Below are 16,585 nucleotides of genomic sequence, written 5' to 3'. Positions count from 1 at the left end.
CAAATGAAGGATCCCCGCCTAGGGGCGAGGGTCCGTTGACACAAGCGAGAACTCGGCGCGCCCAGGGCTCAATGCGCTGGGAAATGGCTCATTTTGGGGCCGCAGCGCGCGAAGATATGACGTGCGGCATGCATTGACATCACGCGGTCGTGATGATCGCGGCGCGCTACTGCGCGCCGGATCCGCCCTGCACGATCTTCTCGTTCAGCTTCAGGTCCACGGTCTCGACCGTGCGGTCGATCTCGGCATTGGGGGTGCCGAGCTGATGCGAGATCAGCTTCACCAGCAGGTCGACGCGCTCGATGAAAGGCGCACCGCTGGCGACCGCGCGCGCGGCCGATGACGGCTTGAGCAGGCTTTCGGCGGCCTTGGCGTATTTCGCGAACGGCACCTGGTCCTGCGGATCGGCGCCGAGACGGCGGGCGATCGCATCGACATGGTCGTAGATCGTCTGCGAGCGCGCGAGATCGCCGTGCACGGCGTCGCGGATCGACTGCGGCTCGTGCGGCGTGATGCAGCGATAGTTGCCGGTCAGCAGCATCGACCATTTCGCCAGCGGCACGAACAGCGAAGAGAACACTTTCAGCTTCACCGGCACGTCGTGACCGTCGAGCGTCACCGCGTCGATGTCGGCTTCGAGCTCGCGCAGCACCTTGTTGTGCTTCTCGTCGGCGAAGGCCGATGCCTTGAAATTCGTGGGCAGGCCGACATGAAGCACGTTGGCGGCTTCTTCCGGCGGACGGAAGGCCTGCGGGTCGGGCGAGCACAGCGTCACCAGGCCGGGCTCGAAGCGCTCCCACACCTGGGCATTGGTGTAGGCCTCCTCGAGATCCATGTCGGCAAGCGACGGGATCCGCTTCAGGTAGGGCAGCGGTGGCATGTTCATGATCGACAGGCACGGCAGCTTCGCCGCGGCGATCTTGACCATGAGAACGCGGACCGTGTGGTTGGTGTATTGCGGCTCCTGCATCGCCAGGCCGACCATGTCGTAGCGCGAGAGGTCGACATTGCCCGGCGTCACCGCGTCGAGCTTGCCGGGCAGGTCGCGCGAGAAGATCGCCCGGTGCACCGCCTCGTCGCGCAGCTTGATGCGCACCTCGGTACCGTCACGGTTGATCAGCTCAGCGGTCTTGGCGCGGCAGACCAGGGACACGTTATGGCCCGCCATCAGCAGCTTCGTGCCCAGCAGGGAACCGTAGGAAGCCCCGAGAATCAGGATGTTACGCGCCATATTCCGTCCCTTTGAAAATGTGTGTGATTTTTGAGCCCCGGCCGTCATCCGCGGGCGAGTTGCCGGCATGTAAAGCGAAGTCCGCGGGGATGGCAACTGGGATAATGCATACAAGGCGGAGGTGGACTGCCGGGCTGGCGCGGGCGACGGGGTTCTCGTTGCCTAACGGGCAAAACACCCGAGAGGGCGTCAAGCCACGCGCGTGAAAATATTCCGCTTTACCGAAATTCGGAAACGGCGTACGTGTCGTCCATCCCGGCTCACCAAGAGGGGCGATCTTGTGTCGTCACTGTCGCGAGCCGGGCTTGCGGTGGATGCGGCAGCGTCGGGCGCGAGAGGTCAGGGGCAGGGCGGATTGCTCTCCGTGAGCCCAAGACTTCGTGCCGGATGAGCGGCGCTGCTAGGCTTCGTCTCGTCTGTAAGTTTCCGGCTCCGTCGACAGGGCTGGGAAAACTGCGGCGAAATGGCGGGCCGTGCGTACGGCAAAACCGTGTGGTCCTTTCCGCAAGCGCTCTTTTCGGCTTGTTGAAAGCGGAACAAGACATTGAAAATAAAAGAATTATTCGATTGTTGGCCTGAAACGAATGGCTCGCCGTAAACCCGCCGGGCCCTATTAGGCCCTATTTCACAGTGGGCGCTGGCGGGGCTTGCCCGGTTTCTCGTGGCCCTGCCGCCCTGGCGCGATGCAGGGGCCTGAGGGGCGCACGCTGGCAGACTGAACCTAATGACACTTTCTGGCCCGCTCGCGCGATTGTAAGCAAGCAGCTTCATAACACTGCATCGGTTGGTACCGCCATGCGCGAACCTCAACTCAGTGGACGCGAAAAGCAGCTTCTAAGGCGCATTGCGGCCGGGAAAACGGATCGTGAGATAGCTGGGCGGCTCGGAGACCGTGCTGAGCGGATTTCACAACAGCGAGCCCGATTGCTTCTAAAGCTAGGGATCAACTCACCGGCCGAAATCGATGACGCGGCCATGCGGTTGGCGTACCTATCAAGCTACAAAGGTGTGACGTAAGGGTGGGTCGCCAGTGCGCTGGCGCAGCCCGCCCGGTGGTTTCCCAGGCCCCGCCGCTGTGTGCGCGACGGCCTTCCTACGGCCTCGGGCGACGATTGATCGAGATCAATTTCCCCGTCGCCCTCGCTTAGTATGCTCGCCCTCAATGGGCGGTCACGCCTACTGTCGTTGGGCAGGGGCATTGGGAGTGACCGACAGGGGTCGTCGGGAATTGCAGGAAGTTACCGGCGGCCCACTCGTTCTGATGTCCATGATGCGGTGCGCGCCATTCGAGGTGACGGTGCGAGCCTTGCCGGTGCCGTCGCTTGTCCCGCTTCGATCTCTGATCCAGAACAGCAAGAAGCCGTCACCATGACCTTGGGGGGATTTTGGTGACGGCGTCTCATTGCGGTGTCCGGGTAGCCGAACGAGCCGATGATCCGCCCGACCAGTTAACGGAATGTAAACGAGGGGCGTAGTCAGGTGTGACCGCGTCTTCCTATTCTGACATCGCTCGCTTGCAAGATATCTAGGCCAGCCTTGCTCAAACGATGGTGGTGAGCGAAGGCGTGACGGTCGTCTGTGGCTCGTCCTCGATCAAGCGGCACACGAGTAGCATCCGGACTGTACGCAGCGAGATGCCATCGCGCACGCTCTTCCAGACGCTGCTGTTCGGCCCGTAGGTGCGAAACACCCTCCGGTCATTGGTCGCGACCATCGCCCCGCTAATTGCAGGCGTGACGATTAATTTGATTTGCTCTGGCTCTCTTGTGTGAGCCCTGCACCCACATGTGGCGCCTGCGCGATCTCGGCGGCGGGAGTTACGATTCCACCGCTCGGCGTTTCCCGTTTCGACCTAGAGCATCGAGAGCACGACGATCCCGTCTTCAAGTTCGCCTGAAGCGAGGCGCGTTCGCGCAATATGTTCGAACTCCGTTCGATGCTTATGAAGATAGCTGAAAGCCTGCTTGTCCGTCTGGAACGTCGTCGCAAGTCTGCACGTCTGTCGCGATGGGCCGAGCGCAAGAGAAAAAGTGATTGTTCCGCTGCCGTCCGACTTGGCTCTGGGCACGATCTGCTCTCCCCGGCTATGACTCGGTCCTCGGCAAATTCATCGACAGTCGCTGAAGCCGGCTATCGCGGCAACTTTGTCGCACGCTTCTTTGGTACGGGCGCTGGCGACGATGCTCGATGAGTTGCGTCAGCCGCTTCCTTTGCTTCGCGCAGCTCGCGAAGCCGCGCCATATTCTTGCGGACCTCGATGGCTTGTCTCTCGACGTCCGCGATCGCCTGCGCTCCCTCTTCAGCGGCCAAGCGCTGACGATCGGACCGCGCGATTGCTTCGGGTGACGGTACTGCCGATTTCCTGGCGCTCATCCTTCACCCGTTCCGCAATAGGCAAAACCCGCTCAATCCGGGGATCGAGCGGGCAGTATAGCCGTTTCAGTACATCCGTGAAACGGCACTACGAGATCAGGCCAGCGACAGGTTTTCGGCGCTGACTTTGCCCCGCATCTTATCGGTCTTGGCCTCGAAATTGACCTTTTGGCCCTCGGCGAGACCCGAAAGACCGGCGCGTTCGACCGCACTGATGTGAACGAACACATCCTTGCTGCCATCGTCCGGCTGGATAAATCCGAAGCCCTTTTGGCCGTTGAACCACTTAACGGTACCTGTCGTCATTTTCTTCTCCAAAGCGCACAAGCGCGTGCCGCGCGACAATCACGCGGTAATTTCAACTTCGTCGATGTCTTTGGAAAAGGAGCCCGCGGGCGCGTTCAACAAGGCACAGCGGCTAATCGAATCCAGTCAATATATATGACATTCGCAATTTTGCAAGGAGGGAGGCTAATTCGTTTCGGCCCTACACCTCTGGTTGCAGATCGCGAGCCGCTTAGGATGCTCCGGTCGGCGCGTGCGAAGGGCTTTATCGATCGACGTTTAATCGATTGACTTGGCCGCGCCAGAGTGGTCACGTCGCACCTACTGAACCGTATCGCCGCGACAAGCAGATCGGCTCGTTCGAGGCCGGCGAAGAAATACGCGGCGCTCTCATTCTCCCATTCGCAACGAGACTCCTGCGCAATTGGCTGCGTGCAGGACCGCCGCATTTTTGCAACCCAGCGAGGAGTTTCAATTGCAGGTATTGGTCCGCGACAACAATGTCGATCAAGCGCTTCGCGTTCTGAAGAAGAAGATGCAACGCGAGGGCGTCTTTCGAGAGATGAAGCAACGACGCTCCTATGAGAAGCCTTCGGAGAAAAAGGTGCGCGAAAAATCCGAGGCCATTCGACGGGCCCGCAAGCTCGCTCGGAAGCAGGCGATCAGGGAAGGCCTGCTTCCGGCGCCCCCGAAAAAGAAGCTTTCGGAGCGCAAGCCGCCGTTGCCGAGACTCTCAGGCCTGCCGACTGAAAAGGACTCCTGATTTCCAAGAGAGGACAAAACGACGGGTGCGGCACTGTCCGTATGGGCCCGGTGCCTCCAACTGAATTTCGCAGCGTCCTCGTTCGCAAGGAGCGGCCGGTTGGCAGTGATGTTCAAATCAATGCCAAACCAGAGGTGCGCCACATTGACCCGATATTACTTCGACATCAGGGACAACACCGGCCTCTACCCCGACGAGGAGGGGTTGGAGTTTGGAACTCAGCGGGAGGCCGAAGTGGAGGCCGCCCAAACGCTTTCAGGCTTGGCCCGCGATCTCGCACCCCCGGACGAACGACATGACGTTGCCATCGAGGTGCGAACTGACATTGAGCGCGTGTTTAAAGTAGCGCTCATTTTCAGCAGCAGCAAAACAACGCAATGAAGGAGTCCGAAATCGCCTGAATGGTTCCGGAGACCGGAGTAAATCGCCGGAGCGGTCTTCGGCGATCATCGTCGAGACCGCGATCCCATCGGGCAGGAGACCGATGGAAGCGCGCGCGTTGATAGCGGTCAAAAGGAACTTTGAGGTCCGCAGTCCGTTGGTGCGGGTATCCCGAAATTGGAGTTTCCACATGCGCGAGAAGCGCAGGATGGCAACGCCCGCCTCTACCCGCGCCACCAAGGCGTCGATTGAACCCATGACGAGCGGCTATGCCTTGGTCGTCGATGGCCACATCAAGGCATCCTTCGAGGCAAAAGACAGTGCGTTAGAGTTCGGTAGAGAATTGAAGGCTCGGTTTCCCCATTTGCAAGTCAAGATCTTCGATGCCGAAACCAAGCGTAGCGAGGCCATTGCCGCGGGGTCATGCGGCCCCATATCTCCGCATCTCGACGAGAGTCGCGCTACCATGCCTTTCGCGGTCCATGTGACCAAATGACTCGCGTTTGAGGTCGGTACGGCGCATATTCACGTTATCACCGTTCCCTATCCTGGCATTTGCCGGTGACTGAGAGTGTTGTGCTCCCGCCGATGCGTAGGGAGGCATCATGGTCCAGCCTCAACGCCGGTCTCCCGCCATTCCACGGATCACTTTGCAGCGCCCCGCCTGTCCGAGGTGCAAGGCGTCGATGATGCTTGTCAGCATCGAGCCAGAGCGCCCAGGCGTGGACTTGCACAGTTATCAGTGCGCCGTCTGCAACCACTGGCTTACGACCCTTGCTCCCTACGAAGATCCTATGCATTCGAAAGCCCTTGGCCGCTGGCTTCAAGGCGATTTGCACCCTCTGAAATAAGGCGCGCCGTGCGTGATCCGGCGGCCTCGCCTCATTCTAGGGAAAGTGCGCCAGGGCAAGCCGACCGGAAACAAATCGTTGTTCGGTAGGGTTGAGATGTGAGATGCCATGAGCAGCGCCCGCGCGATCCGTTATCGCAGACTAGCACTCGCCTCTAGCGACAAGGTCGACGCGGAACTCCTTCTTAGGCTTGCGGACCAGTGCGATCGGGGAATCCTCTGCACGGCAGAATGGCGATCAGCCCGACCATATCGCCAGAATGAGCAGCCACCAACGGTAGGAGAGGACAGGTTACGGTTTCCGTTGGACCCGTCGAATAACGGACGTTGAAAGGCTTCCGTGCTCAGCATTAGCATTCTCGTCGCCCACGCGATTGACGCTCTCAGAACGTAACGAGCTCGCCGGCATGAGCGGCCGGCTCCTGTCTCGCCAAAGAAAAACCCGCCGACCTTGTGAGCCGGCGGGAAAGTTTGTTTGGACTGTAGATTGCGACCGGGCAAGCCAGCCGCAGGCAGAATTATATGCGAGCTTGAACGAGCCAGCGAGCCTGCGCTCACTATTTTCACGATCGCGTCGGCAGACGAAGTCTACCACAAAGCCGAGTTCTTCTTTGCCGCTTCATGACCGCTCCGGTCATTCACGACTGGGTTGAAGCAGCGGCAAGCGCGGCATGGTCGGCTATGCCGCCGGAAGCGGAAGTGAGTTATCCTGCGGCAACGCGATGCCTGAGACTGTCACTACTGGCGACCTCCGCGCGGTCGCAGCCGACGAGACCCGCCGGGCAGGCGACTGGCCGCGTGCTCGGACGAGGCGGGCTGAGGCAGACGCGCGTCAGCGGCTCTGAGCAAAAGTGCACAGACGAACCGAAAGCCCGGCCTATGATCAGTCGGCTTGACGACCCCGTCGAGCAACCTCCAACGGCCTCGGCACTAGGGGTGTGCTGGGGCCGTTTCTCCGCCCGCGCCTAGCAGGCGCACATAGGTCCCGCTCTCGTGCAGTTCGAGCCAGCCCTGTTCGACGGCGTATTTGATGCCGGCGCTGAACTCTGGACCTTTGCCCTTCAACTTGTAGAGGAAGGGCACGTTGATCTTCTCGATGTGAATGCGGCCGTCCTGCACTGCCTCAATTGCGGCCGCTAGTTCGACCAGTTTGCGGGCGGCGGCCTCCGGGCGGGCGAAGGAATGTTCGGCAGTTAGTTTCATTCGGTCAGGCGGTGCGTGGCGCGGACGTACGAAACGAGGGCGGGATTAGTAATTAGCGCGCAGCAGAAGCACCGGGCAATGCCGTCGGATGGCTTCACCCGGCTTGGCCGCTCTCAATTCGCTGGCGCAGATCAAGCCAGCGTTCGATGACGACGCCGAAATCGTCGCGATAGCGCCACGCGAGCCGGCATCTCGCCACCGTCAGAAAGTCGTCGAACGTGATGTAGAAATCGATTGGTAGCAGGCCGAGCCGGTCTGAGTGAACGACGGCGCCGGTGCGGCTCATATCGTAAGCAATGACACGCAAATTCAGGCTGCCATCAAAAAAGAGCAGCCCTTCGGTAGGATGCTTGTTCATGTGCAGTCCTCGGTACGTTGGCCGCGCTGGCTTTTGGTACGTAACGGAAGCGCATGTGTTTAATGGGAGCAACCATACGCCCTTCAACCGGACTGAAAATCTGGAACCCGATTTAGAGTTAAGTGGCGAATTTTATTAAACTGTTGCTTGTCCGGAAGCTGGGATAGCAGGGATTGATCTCACTCAATCGTGTAGGTCGTTCCGCGCCGAAATCTCGGCATGCGTAAGCCCGTCGAGCCCGATCAGCCGCGCGAGCCCGCGCGCTGTTGCGTCCGTCACGTTATCCACCGCAATTTGTAAGGGCGGCTTGCTTGCCTTACGTGGCTCGACGCATCCTCTGGCTCGGTTAGGGGGGCGGCAATGGAATACGTACGCTTCGCAGTTTCGGGACGAAGGCGAACGCGATGGTCGAGCCGATCCATCCGAAGGCCATGCCGGTCATCCTGACGACCGACGAAGAGCGGGACGTTTGGATGCGCGTACCGTGGGATGGAGCCAAGGCGCTGCAACCACCGCTGCCGGATGACGCACTCAGTATCGTCATGCGCGGGGCCGACAAAGAGGATTGCGCGGCGCGAGCGCAACTCAACAACCCTTTCCTTGACGGCCTCGAATGAATGAAGAATTTTGATTCAGCGGCGTTCCTCCGGCTTCATCGAACCGTGTCTACCGTCGAAGGTGGCCGAGCCGCCGTCTGGCCCGGACTGGGTCCACGAAATCAAGCACGAGGGCTACCGGCTGATGGTGCGCCGGGATGCTCATCGGGTTTTTACCGCCGCGCAGAACTGTTCCGTGACCGCCGTTGTTTCCTCGGTGACGTTCCAGCCGTTCGCCTCGGCGTTTTTCCTGGCCAACTTTTGCTCGTTCTGGAGCATCTGTTTGATTTGCGCGTACGGCTTCCAGTCGGCCTTGGATAGCTTGACGGGGGGGGCACCGCAGACGTTGTGGGCAATCGCTTTCTGTACACTCGTGCTAACGTCGCTCATGAGGTCCTCGACGACGGCAGTGAAGCGCGCCTTGGCGTATTGGCTGTTGGTCGCGATAAAGTCCTTGCAGAAGGTGACCCGTTGACCTCCATCGCGGGCCTTGATGTAGGCCGTCTGCGCTTCGTAATGGAGGCGGTAGGCGAGTTTGTCGGCGTTCGGGTCGGATTTCACCGCTTCGAGCATGGCGCGGTGGTCACTCGAAGTGGCCTCACTGATCCTGATGTCACATACTTTGGCGAGGGAGAAGACCGGAGCGTAGGCCCGCACCTCGGCTTCCAGGGCATCGTTGGCGCGCGCAACTGGTGCGCACAGGCTGGCGGCGATTGCGAAAGCAGCGAGACAGCGTTTCATTGATGCCATGCTCCAGATCACCAAACAGTAAGCGGCGGCCTCGGCGCACCTCGGTCTTCATAGTTCTGACCAAATGGCGAACCCGATGTACGCGAGTACGGCCATGCTGAGAACGATGACCGCAATCGCGGTAAGTTCGATGGTGAAAAGTCGTCTTGATGCCATGCACCACTTTTTGCGGCAGTCGAGCGGCGGCGTTGATCTTGATCAAGCCGCCTTCTCGGTCGCTGGAGCGGTTCCCAGGGTGAAGGAGCGGGAACCTGTGGATGCGCGGCGCGGGATGAAGGCTAGGGCGTTGCAGCGGCCATTGCCGGGTGATGCGCTCGGGATCGTCGTGCGTGGGGTCGACAAAGAGGACCGCGATGCGGCTGTGCCCGCGCCTCGCGCAATGTCGGGGTCACGCAGGCAACAAGCCCGGTTGCACGATCGGTGCCATCGCCCGGCAACTCGCCAGCCTCCGATCGCTTCCAGCAGTCTAGTCATTTGGGCTTAACGCAATGCGCGCACCAGCGGCAAAGGGTAGGGGGATTGTTGTTGCGAATGCGTGGGCATACGCCAGAGGCACATGCGCAACGTCATTGTCGGGGCCGCTATGGGTCGGATATACCCCCATTCCTCAGGGCGTATTCGGTTTGCCTCCAACAGCAACAGTCGGACGCGCGCGCCGCCCCTTACCCCGAGCCCGCTTCGGGTCGAATTCATCGACCGCGTTCTGCCAGGCGACGATCTGGTCTTCGTACCAGACGCGCCGGTTCGGGCTGATGTAGGTGGACTTCGGAAACCGGCCAGCCTTCGCCATGCGGTAGAGCGTGGTGCGGCTGACAGGGATGATCGCCAGAACCTGCGCCTCATTGAGCATGCGGCGGGCGGCGGACTTCTCTGCTGAAGCAGAGCTGACCTCAACTTGTGCCTGCTTTGGTGCGCTCATCGTCCACATCCCAGATGTTTGTTTCCAACCCGTTCGAGCCGTTCACCGCTCCGACGGCCTTACCTTTTGCCCAGGGGCGCGCAGACAACCTTCATCACGCGCTCGAACTCAACCTCGATAAACTCGGGGAAGACCCCGCGGTCCGCGAGAACCGCGCGGAGGCTGGCGTTCAACGCTTCCTCCTGCACCGTGCCGTTGGCCATGCGCTCTTCTTCGAATTTGCTCAGATACCAGTTGGCCAGTTCGCGGATGAGGTAGGGGCTCAGGCCCTTGTCGAGATCCTTGGCGGTTTGCGACCCCGGCCTCTCTGTGCCTTCGTACAAAGGCGTCACATCCGTCACATCCGTCGCGGCGTCCGGCGCCGTCGGAGCATTGGGATGTGACGGATCATCCCGGTTGACGACGTTGCGCAGGTTCGCAGCGTCACTGGCAACATCCTGAGACGCCTCGCCTGTGACGGTTGTGACGGACGTGACGCCTTCCGGGGAGCAGAGAGAAGCCGAAGGGGGCAGGTAGCGCCACCAGACGTCTGTGAGGTCGCCAAGGCGGTAGCCCTTGCACTGGTTCGCCCCCCGAGGCCGGAGATTTTCGGACTTGATCCCATAAGCCTGCAGACGGCTGGCCAGCGAATGATCGTTCAGGGGCTCTTTGAGATGGCTCCACGGGGCCGCCTCGAGCGCGTGCAGTGCCTCCAGGATCATTCTGGTCGGCAACCCTTTCGGAGTCGTCGCCTGGACTGTTGCGTCCGCCGCGTTGAAGACCGTCCGCAGGTCCGAGAGCAGGCGAATGTTCAGGCTCGGCGGTGTATCGCTGGTCGCAGCCGCGACCAAGGCGACGGCGGCTTTGCGCGCCAGATCAGGCCACTCGCCGCCGGCCAGATCGGCGACGGTCAGCAGCGGCTCCCACACGTCTGCCGTGCGATCCTCGATCCCGATCGGCATTTCCGGTCGCGCCGCCTCGGCCTGGCTGGTAACGGCTGCGGCCCACGCTTCGAGCCGTCCGAACAACTCCTCGCCCATGGGCGCGTGCGTGCGGTGCCGGAAAGCCTCGACGCGCTCATCGGGCGCGCGCCGTCGCATGCGAATGATGATGCTGCGCGTCATGATCGAGTCCGGCAACCAGCCCAACCCGGCCAGCGCGACGGCAGCGAAGCTCTGCACGTCCTCGGTCTCGACACGCCTGCCGTAGACGACGCAACGGCCGAAGGTGGCGCCGCGCCGGTGGCCGCTGTTGAGGAACGACCTGACGTCCTCATGCTCCCGCGCCTTCGGTCCGAAAATGGCGTCGATCTCGTCAAACAGGATGGTCGGCGGCCCTTCCTCGCTCCCACACTTCCGATACAGATAGGCGGGTGAAACGTTCGTGGCGTGAACGGGCCTTGGCACCAGCGTCTCCGTCACCTCCAAGGCGCGGGTCTTGCCCGACCCCGGTTCCGGCGACAGGAACGACAGTCGCGCGGTGCTTTCCCACGCACTCATCAGGTGCGTATGTACTACCCACAGTGTGTGCGCGATGGCCGCGTGCACAGAGGGGTAGCTGACAAACCGGCACAGGAAGCCGCGCACGTCGTTCAGGAGCGCGGTACCCGACTCGACGGGGCTCTGGGCACCACTGCGACGCATGGGCTTGCTGGCCTCGGCCCTCAGCTTCACGGCGCCTTCGACGAGACGCGGGATGTCGGAGACGCGCTCCTGCCAGCGTTCGTCGTGCGGGGCGGCGGACTGCCCCATCAGCCCGCGCAGGAAATTCACGACAGCGCCGGGCTCCATCCCGGCGTAGATCATCTTGCAGGAGAGATCGCGCAGGCTCTCGTGCAGGGAATGCCCCGCGAGAATGTCGCGCTGCAATATGTCCCAGTCAGTGCTGCTCGCCTCGGTGTCGGTCCCGTTGCCGGGCCTGCGGGACGGCGCGAGCTGGTAGCCGTGGGCTTCGACGAGCAGGCGCGCAATCTCGTCCAGCAGGGCTTCGGTACCAGCCTGATCGATTGTGGGCAGATCATCGCGCGGGGTGTCGCACAGCGTCGGGCCGAACCAGGAATAGGGCTTGCCGGTGCCGTCATGGATGCCATGGACGATGACCTGCCGACCGTCGGCGAGCATTTCCACTTTCTGCTTCGTGTCGCCGTTCGGCGCGACGAACTTGCGCTCGGCATGCTTGAACGGCGTGGCCGCCTTGAAGAAGATCGCACGGCGGGGGGAGCGACCGAAGCGAACGCAGATCGCGCCGCGCTCCTCAAACTGCTCGCGCACGACCGCTTCGACGGCATTGGCCGCGTCTGCATCCTCGATGTCGATGTCGAGGCAGGGGACGGTCGCGCACAGAATGCCGGTATTGGAGTTCGGGTAGAGCCTGGACCACACCTCGATATCGCCCGTCGAGGTCGGATCGCGCTTGGTCCAGTTGGACAACAGCGGCACCTTGCCAGCCGTCGGGATGGGCTGGTAGCCTTGCATCAGCAGCTTGCGGCGGATTTCGGTCGGCATTATCGTTGCTACGCAAAAAAGAGGGAAGCCTCGACTGCCATCGAGGCTTCCCCAGCGATTGCGACTAGAGCGGGATGTCGTCGTAGTCGGGACCGGTCGGTCCCGACTCCGGGGCCTTCAGCACCTCCAGACGCAGGTGGGGCTTGTCTTCGAAGGTGTTCGCGTCATCGGCCCAGAGACGGATGGTGGCGCCGATCCACTTCTCCGGCTCGATCCCCAGCACCTTCTCGAGCGCCGCCTTGTTGGTCTTGTTGAGCGCAACCAGCTTGGTGCTCTCCTTGAAGTGCAGCAAGGCCTTCAGTTCCGGGCCATTCTTGCCGCGGAGTTCTTCAACGCCCACCCGGACGATGGTCAAGACCGGCCGGTTAGCGCCCAGGTTGGACCCATTGTAGAACCGCGAGCCGTAGATCGCGTCCAGATCAGCGGCGGTGGGTGACTTACGCTGCATGTTCATAGTGATTTTCCTTGCGTGTATTTCGGTTTGTTGAGCTCCGATTTTGGTCGATCCTCGCGCGGGGCTCGAGTGACGCGAGGACCAAATGCGAAAAGCCACGGTTCGCGCCGTGGCTTTCGCAAATTCGGATCAGGTATCGACCGGGGGCTGCGAGTACAGCCTGTGCTCTTCCCAAGCCTGCAACTCGTCATCATCGAAATACGCGCGGTTGTTGATCACCGCAGCGGGCTTCGGAAAACGGAGGAGGGGGTCAGCCTTCCAGCGCCGGATGGTCTCGTCGCTCACGCGATAGCGATCCGGCAGCTTGGAATTGGGGGTGAGGGTGCGGCGCATTGTCGATCTCCGACTTTGGGGAGTTCGACCGCCAAATGTTCACATAGTTGGGCTTATTGCATCGGAATTATTCGGTCTGTTCGGGATTTTGCAATCCGAAATGTGGGCAAACGATTCGAACTACAAATGCCCGTCATCAAGAATTGGAATTCGAACATGCCTTATCTAATTTCAATTGCCACGCCTTCATCCTCTTCCATGCGCGAAACAAGAGCTGAAGCCGTGCATGTGCGGCCTCGAAGCTGCTGGCGATGACCTGCTTCTCTGCTGCCACCTTCGCGAGAATGACGCGCTTGCTTCCCTTTTTCGTTCCGATATCTTCAAGGATCTCCTCGCAAAGGTCCCACACGCGGGGATTACATGCGTTGAGGACGTGGGTCGCCGCCCAGTTGCCGCCCTTGTTGATCAGCCAGCCAGACTTGATCCCGTCACGCAGTTCGTGAAAGATCGTCTGCTGCGTCAGCTTCCCGAGTTCGTCCAATGTTGCGAGAAACGGCTGAGCCGCTACCTCGAGTGCAGGAGTTTCGGTCAGCCATTCGTTACCCTTGCCGAAGTCGGGGGCGTTGCGATGCCGCTCCCATTCGGCTTTGTAGTAATCATATTGTCCGGGGGTGTAAGTCCGCTTTTCCTTGCTTGCTGTAACAGGAGGCCGGGGCCCGCGTTTCACGCGAGTACGTGATGTCTTTTTCATGGGAGCAGCTTGCCCAGCGTGACATTGGCAACATCACAGACTTCTCCAAGTTTGGGCAATATTGGGGTCACGAGCGCCGCGCGTCTCTGTTTTCCACCGTATTCCGGTGTGCGCTTGAAAATCAGAAAGGATATGAAATTTGCCACGCAGCGAGTTGGTTACGTAACCACGTTGGTCGGCATTGGATGACGGGTCGTCGGCCAGACAGAGCGGCTGAGACAAGCTCTAGTTCCGAGGCAAATGTTCGAATATGATTCAGTGCATAGGAGCAGAGATACATGGCCGTGGAGGCTTGAATGGGCAGGCCAATCGGAAGTGTGAACAAGGAGAAGCCGTTCAACGACGCGCTGAGGATCGCGCTTCGCAGTCGTCCGCTTGCTCTGCGTAGGATTGCGGACCAACTACTCGACAAGGCGGAAGCGGGTAATCTTGCCTACATTCACGAACTCATCGACCGCCTGGATGGTAAGGCCGTGCAGGTCGTTGATCGGCAGGAGATTCCGATCCATGAGCTCAGCGATGCCGAATTGTATCGGATTGCGGCAGGTGGCGGCCTCAGTCCGGACACGATGCTGCTGATGCCCCCAGCAAAGGTCAGGTCGGACGAGCCGGGCTGAGTCCAAGGTTGTCATCTGAGAAGCGCAGGCGACCGAGCAGCCTGATCACCTGGGTGGCCTGCCACTTACCACCTCGCGCGGTCGCGATCCCACGCTCATTCAAGATCACCGAGATCCGTTTCGCCGGAAGGTCGCGCAGCGGCTCAAAGATGGAGCGGAATTGCTCCGCATGCAGGTCTGCTTCCGCCTTGCGAGCTTCCCCGATTGCAGCATTGCCGAGCATCTGACCACGCGCTTTGGCTGCTGCGAGAGCTTCCCTGGTGCGCTGAGCGATCCTTTCGCGCTCCTTTTCAGCGACAGCCGCGTGGATGTGCAGCATGAACGGATCAACGTCTAGACCGAGCTCGGTGACGATGAAGGGGATGCGCTGCACCATCAGGCCGCTGATGAAGTGAACGTCACGGCTGAGACGGTCCAGCTTGGCAATGAGGATCGGGGCTGCGCCAGCCTTCCCACCCTTGCCGAGCTTGCGGGCAAACTTCATGGCTGCCGCCAGCTCAGGACGACGCTCCAGCGCATCCGCTCCCTTGCCAGTCTCCACCTCGCGGTACTCGGCCTCGATGCTGTAGCCATGCTGCGCGCAGAATGCCTTGATCGCAGCCTGCTGTGCCTCTAGGCCGAGACCGCTGCGGCCTTGCTTGGGTTTTGAAACGCGGATGTAGGCAATGGCAGGTCGCATAGAATATTTATCCTCTCAGAAATTACAGACGGTCGAACGTCTGTCTGTAAACGCAGAGAATCTAGCGAATATGATCGCAGTTCGAATCCCCTACCTTCGGCTGATCGAGCTTTCGAGTGAGACCAGGTGCGCCCGTAAAGGGCACGATGTTCATGCGATGCGAAGCAGCAAGATCGAGCTAGAGGTTTCTGGCGGAGGAGGTGAGGCGGGACGAGTTTGCGGGAAAGCATGCTGGTGCTTTGGAGCCGCTGCGCAGACAGGCGCAGGGATATTTTCTTGATCAGGGGGAGGGGGGAGGGAAAAACTTGCGGCAAAGCATGCTTTGCGAACGAATGACGCGTAGATTAGTGTCTAACTCACGTGGCATGAGGTGGTCCTGCGGCCCATATCCCAGCAGCCCGCATCATCGAGGTTGACTGCCTGCGCCTCGTTGATGAGGCACGCCACGTCTACGCGCTCGACACCGCCACCGACGCCGACACCGACGCCGACGCCGACGCCGACGGCGAGATGCTCGACCTGCTCGAAAGCTTCGAGGGCGAGGACAGCGCCGACAAGGCGCATGCGCTGGCCGAGCGCCTCTCGCGCGAGACCGGCCTGCCGCTCAAGGTGCGCCACTACGATTGATGTAACCCATCTCTGCAGCCGAGGTCCGCAACTGGGCAGCACAACTGATGTCGGCGCATGGGGCGTTCGGGCAAATGAAAGAGGCCGTCAATTGCGCCGACTTACTTCTACGTAGGGGCTTTGAGACCCGGCGAGTTCAGCCATTCGTCGATGTGGGCGGCCATATCGGCTTCGCGGGCCGTATCCAAAAGGCTTTCACGCTCCTCGCCTGGGGGCAATTGACCTGCCTTTTCCCTCGCAAGCCGACTTTCCTGGATGAGCCGTTCGCCTAGCGCTCCATCCTGCTTGAACCGGTGGCGTTTCATGAACGTCCTCCCGTCGTGAACCTCAGCGGTCGATGGAAATATTACGCCTGGTGCTCACCCAGAGGAACAGGCCTCTTCGTGAGCCCGCAGCAGCGTACTAGGACAGCGATGCATGCAGTAATTTATCGGAGTCGCCTCAGCCCCTAGATGCCTCTAATGTGACTTTCGCCGGGGCTGGCATTTCACATCCCGAACGAGCATTTCAACCGGCAAAGGGGGTCGCTGCAAAGCGCCCCCCTTCCGACTCCGACGCTCGCTGAGGAGAATTAGGACAGCATCCGCGCGCAGACTTGTCCGTTGTGGCCTTGCGCCCTGGACCGGCGCTAAGCGTTGGCACTACCGGCCAAGCATCGACGCCGCCATTGCAGCTATTGCTTCCAATTCGGCTTCCAGCTCCTCGACAATGTCATGGAGCAAACCCGCCGCGAGCGGGTCCGTAGTCTCATCTTCAAGGACCCGATAGCGCTCAAGTCGATCCACGCGTTCTTTGCGCTCACTGTCAGTCATGGTGATGTCCCCCCATGCTCTGACCCCCAGCAGGCATAGATATTGGTTGCTCAAAACTGTGAAACTATTGCGGCGCAGTGAGATGGCCCGCGTCCCCGCTCCGCGCGCGCCACAGAACCTTGGCATGGTCCGCGAAAGAAATTCCTTCGCAGGTATTTAGGTGTCCGATGACGCGAACAT

Annotated in this window: 20 protein-coding genes and 1 pseudogene; 6 read left to right on the top strand and 15 right to left on the bottom strand. The window is 60.7% G+C overall.

Features of this window, described 5'->3' with window-relative positions; all coding sequences use genetic code 11:
- Positions 1 to 166: 166 nt before the first annotated feature.
- The gene (locus tag AB7008_RS40250; RefSeq protein WP_028160778.1) at positions 167 to 1,231 is read right to left on the bottom strand and encodes a ketopantoate reductase family protein; all 1,065 of its coding nucleotides are present in this window, start codon (positions 1,229 to 1,231) and stop codon (positions 167 to 169) included.
- Positions 1,232 to 2,026: 795 nt separating this feature from the next.
- On the opposite strand from AB7008_RS40250, the gene AB7008_RS40245 reads away from it, so the two are divergent.
- On the top strand, positions 2,027 to 2,248 hold the full coding sequence (locus AB7008_RS40245) for a LuxR C-terminal-related transcriptional regulator (RefSeq protein ID WP_212097628.1): 222 nt from the start codon (positions 2,027 to 2,029) through the stop codon (positions 2,246 to 2,248).
- A gap of 835 nt (positions 2,249 to 3,083) precedes the next feature.
- Here the strand turns inward: AB7008_RS40245 and AB7008_RS40240 are convergent.
- The 3 genes from AB7008_RS40240 to AB7008_RS40230 form a co-directional block, all read right to left on the bottom strand.
- Entirely contained in the window at positions 3,084 to 3,299 is a 216-nt protein-coding gene (locus AB7008_RS40240) for a hypothetical protein (protein ID WP_212097627.1), read from the bottom strand.
- 62 nt (positions 3,300 to 3,361) lie between these two features.
- Positions 3,362 to 3,604 carry a transcriptional regulator gene (locus tag AB7008_RS40235; protein WP_248879755.1) on the bottom strand — a complete coding sequence of 81 codons (243 nt, stop codon included), beginning with the start codon at positions 3,602 to 3,604 and terminating at the stop codon, positions 3,362 to 3,364.
- Between the two features lie 96 nt (positions 3,605 to 3,700).
- Complete coding sequence (locus tag AB7008_RS40230; protein ID WP_212097626.1) at positions 3,701 to 3,910, bottom strand: cold-shock protein; 210 nt, start codon at positions 3,908 to 3,910, stop codon at positions 3,701 to 3,703.
- 454 nt (positions 3,911 to 4,364) lie between these two features.
- Between AB7008_RS40230 and rpsU the strand changes: the two genes are divergently transcribed.
- The 3 genes from rpsU (at position 4,365) to AB7008_RS40215 (ending at position 5,529) form a co-directional block, all read left to right on the top strand.
- Complete coding sequence (gene rpsU, locus AB7008_RS40225; protein ID WP_212097854.1) at positions 4,365 to 4,652, top strand: 30S ribosomal protein S21; 288 nt, start codon at positions 4,365 to 4,367, stop codon at positions 4,650 to 4,652.
- A 108-nt stretch (positions 4,653 to 4,760) separates the two neighbouring features.
- Positions 4,761 to 5,033, top strand: a complete 273-nt coding sequence (locus AB7008_RS40220; RefSeq protein ID WP_319801724.1) for a DUF6894 family protein — start codon at positions 4,761 to 4,763, stop codon at positions 5,031 to 5,033.
- A 190-nt stretch (positions 5,034 to 5,223) separates the two neighbouring features.
- Positions 5,224 to 5,529 carry a hypothetical protein gene (locus tag AB7008_RS40215; RefSeq protein WP_248879754.1) on the top strand — a complete coding sequence of 102 codons (306 nt, stop codon included), beginning with the start codon at positions 5,224 to 5,226 and terminating at the stop codon, positions 5,527 to 5,529.
- 1,284 nt (positions 5,530 to 6,813) lie between these two features.
- On the opposite strand, the gene AB7008_RS40210 is transcribed toward AB7008_RS40215, so the two are convergent.
- Both AB7008_RS40210 and AB7008_RS40205 read right to left on the bottom strand, forming a co-directional pair.
- A complete protein-coding gene (locus tag AB7008_RS40210) occupies positions 6,814 to 7,086 on the bottom strand; it encodes a hypothetical protein (RefSeq protein WP_248879753.1) in 273 nt (90 codons plus the stop codon).
- A gap of 94 nt (positions 7,087 to 7,180) precedes the next feature.
- A complete protein-coding gene (locus tag AB7008_RS40205) occupies positions 7,181 to 7,444 on the bottom strand; it encodes a hypothetical protein (protein ID WP_248879752.1) in 264 nt (87 codons plus the stop codon).
- 389 nt (positions 7,445 to 7,833) lie between these two features.
- Between AB7008_RS40205 and AB7008_RS40200 the strand changes: the two are divergent.
- Positions 7,834 to 8,061 (top strand): annotated as a pseudogene (locus AB7008_RS40200) (SOS response-associated peptidase); the annotation flags it as partial.
- Between the two features lie 141 nt (positions 8,062 to 8,202).
- On the opposite strand, the gene AB7008_RS40195 reads toward AB7008_RS40200, so the two are convergent.
- The 6 genes from AB7008_RS40195 to AB7008_RS40170 all read right to left on the bottom strand — a co-directional run bounded on the left by AB7008_RS40195 (position 8,203) and on the right by AB7008_RS40170 (position 13,670).
- Entirely contained in the window at positions 8,203 to 8,781 is a 579-nt protein-coding gene (locus AB7008_RS40195; RefSeq protein WP_264621367.1) for a hypothetical protein, read from the bottom strand.
- Between the two features lie 616 nt (positions 8,782 to 9,397).
- Positions 9,398 to 9,709: a helix-turn-helix transcriptional regulator gene (locus AB7008_RS40190; RefSeq protein ID WP_248879750.1), complete on the bottom strand. Its 312-nt coding sequence runs from the start codon at positions 9,707 to 9,709 to the stop codon at positions 9,398 to 9,400.
- Positions 9,710 to 9,768: 59 nt separating this feature from the next.
- Positions 9,769 to 12,192 (bottom strand): DUF3631 domain-containing protein, encoded by a 2,424-nt coding sequence (locus tag AB7008_RS40185; RefSeq protein ID WP_248879749.1) that lies wholly within the window; start codon positions 12,190 to 12,192, stop codon positions 9,769 to 9,771.
- 64 nt (positions 12,193 to 12,256) lie between these two features.
- Positions 12,257 to 12,646, bottom strand: coding sequence for a hypothetical protein (locus AB7008_RS40180; RefSeq protein WP_041960910.1), 390 nt, complete (start codon positions 12,644 to 12,646; stop codon positions 12,257 to 12,259).
- A 129-nt stretch (positions 12,647 to 12,775) separates the two neighbouring features.
- On the bottom strand, positions 12,776 to 12,979 hold the full coding sequence (locus AB7008_RS40175) for a hypothetical protein (protein WP_041960911.1): 204 nt from the start codon (positions 12,977 to 12,979) through the stop codon (positions 12,776 to 12,778).
- A 136-nt stretch (positions 12,980 to 13,115) separates the two neighbouring features.
- A complete protein-coding gene (locus AB7008_RS40170) occupies positions 13,116 to 13,670 on the bottom strand; it encodes a hypothetical protein (RefSeq protein WP_152621651.1) in 555 nt (184 codons plus the stop codon).
- 296 nt (positions 13,671 to 13,966) lie between these two features.
- On the opposite strand from AB7008_RS40170, the gene AB7008_RS40165 reads away from it, so the two are divergent.
- Complete coding sequence (locus AB7008_RS40165; RefSeq protein ID WP_248879748.1) at positions 13,967 to 14,287, top strand: hypothetical protein; 321 nt, start codon at positions 13,967 to 13,969, stop codon at positions 14,285 to 14,287.
- On the opposite strand, the gene AB7008_RS40160 is transcribed toward AB7008_RS40165, so the two are convergent.
- From AB7008_RS40160 to AB7008_RS40150, 3 genes are all read right to left on the bottom strand, one after another.
- A complete protein-coding gene (locus AB7008_RS40160; RefSeq protein WP_041960914.1) occupies positions 14,265 to 14,966 on the bottom strand; it encodes a recombinase family protein in 702 nt (233 codons plus the stop codon). The genes AB7008_RS40165 and AB7008_RS40160 overlap by 23 nt on opposite strands.
- A 734-nt stretch (positions 14,967 to 15,700) precedes the next feature.
- Positions 15,701 to 15,898, bottom strand: a complete 198-nt coding sequence (locus tag AB7008_RS40155; RefSeq protein ID WP_080752140.1) for a hypothetical protein — start codon at positions 15,896 to 15,898, stop codon at positions 15,701 to 15,703.
- A 336-nt stretch (positions 15,899 to 16,234) separates the two neighbouring features.
- Positions 16,235 to 16,405: a hypothetical protein gene (locus AB7008_RS40150; protein ID WP_200890086.1), complete on the bottom strand. Its 171-nt coding sequence runs from the start codon at positions 16,403 to 16,405 to the stop codon at positions 16,235 to 16,237.
- Positions 16,406 to 16,585: the final 180 nt, after the last annotated feature.

Origin of the sequence: Bradyrhizobium sp. 521_C7_N1_3 (genome assembly GCF_052075975.1) — a bacterium.
In the GTDB taxonomy this organism is placed as follows: domain Bacteria; phylum Pseudomonadota; class Alphaproteobacteria; order Rhizobiales; family Xanthobacteraceae; genus Bradyrhizobium; species Bradyrhizobium japonicum.
Note: the sequence above shows the minus strand (reverse complement) of the source record. Positions and strands in the feature narration are given on the sequence as shown.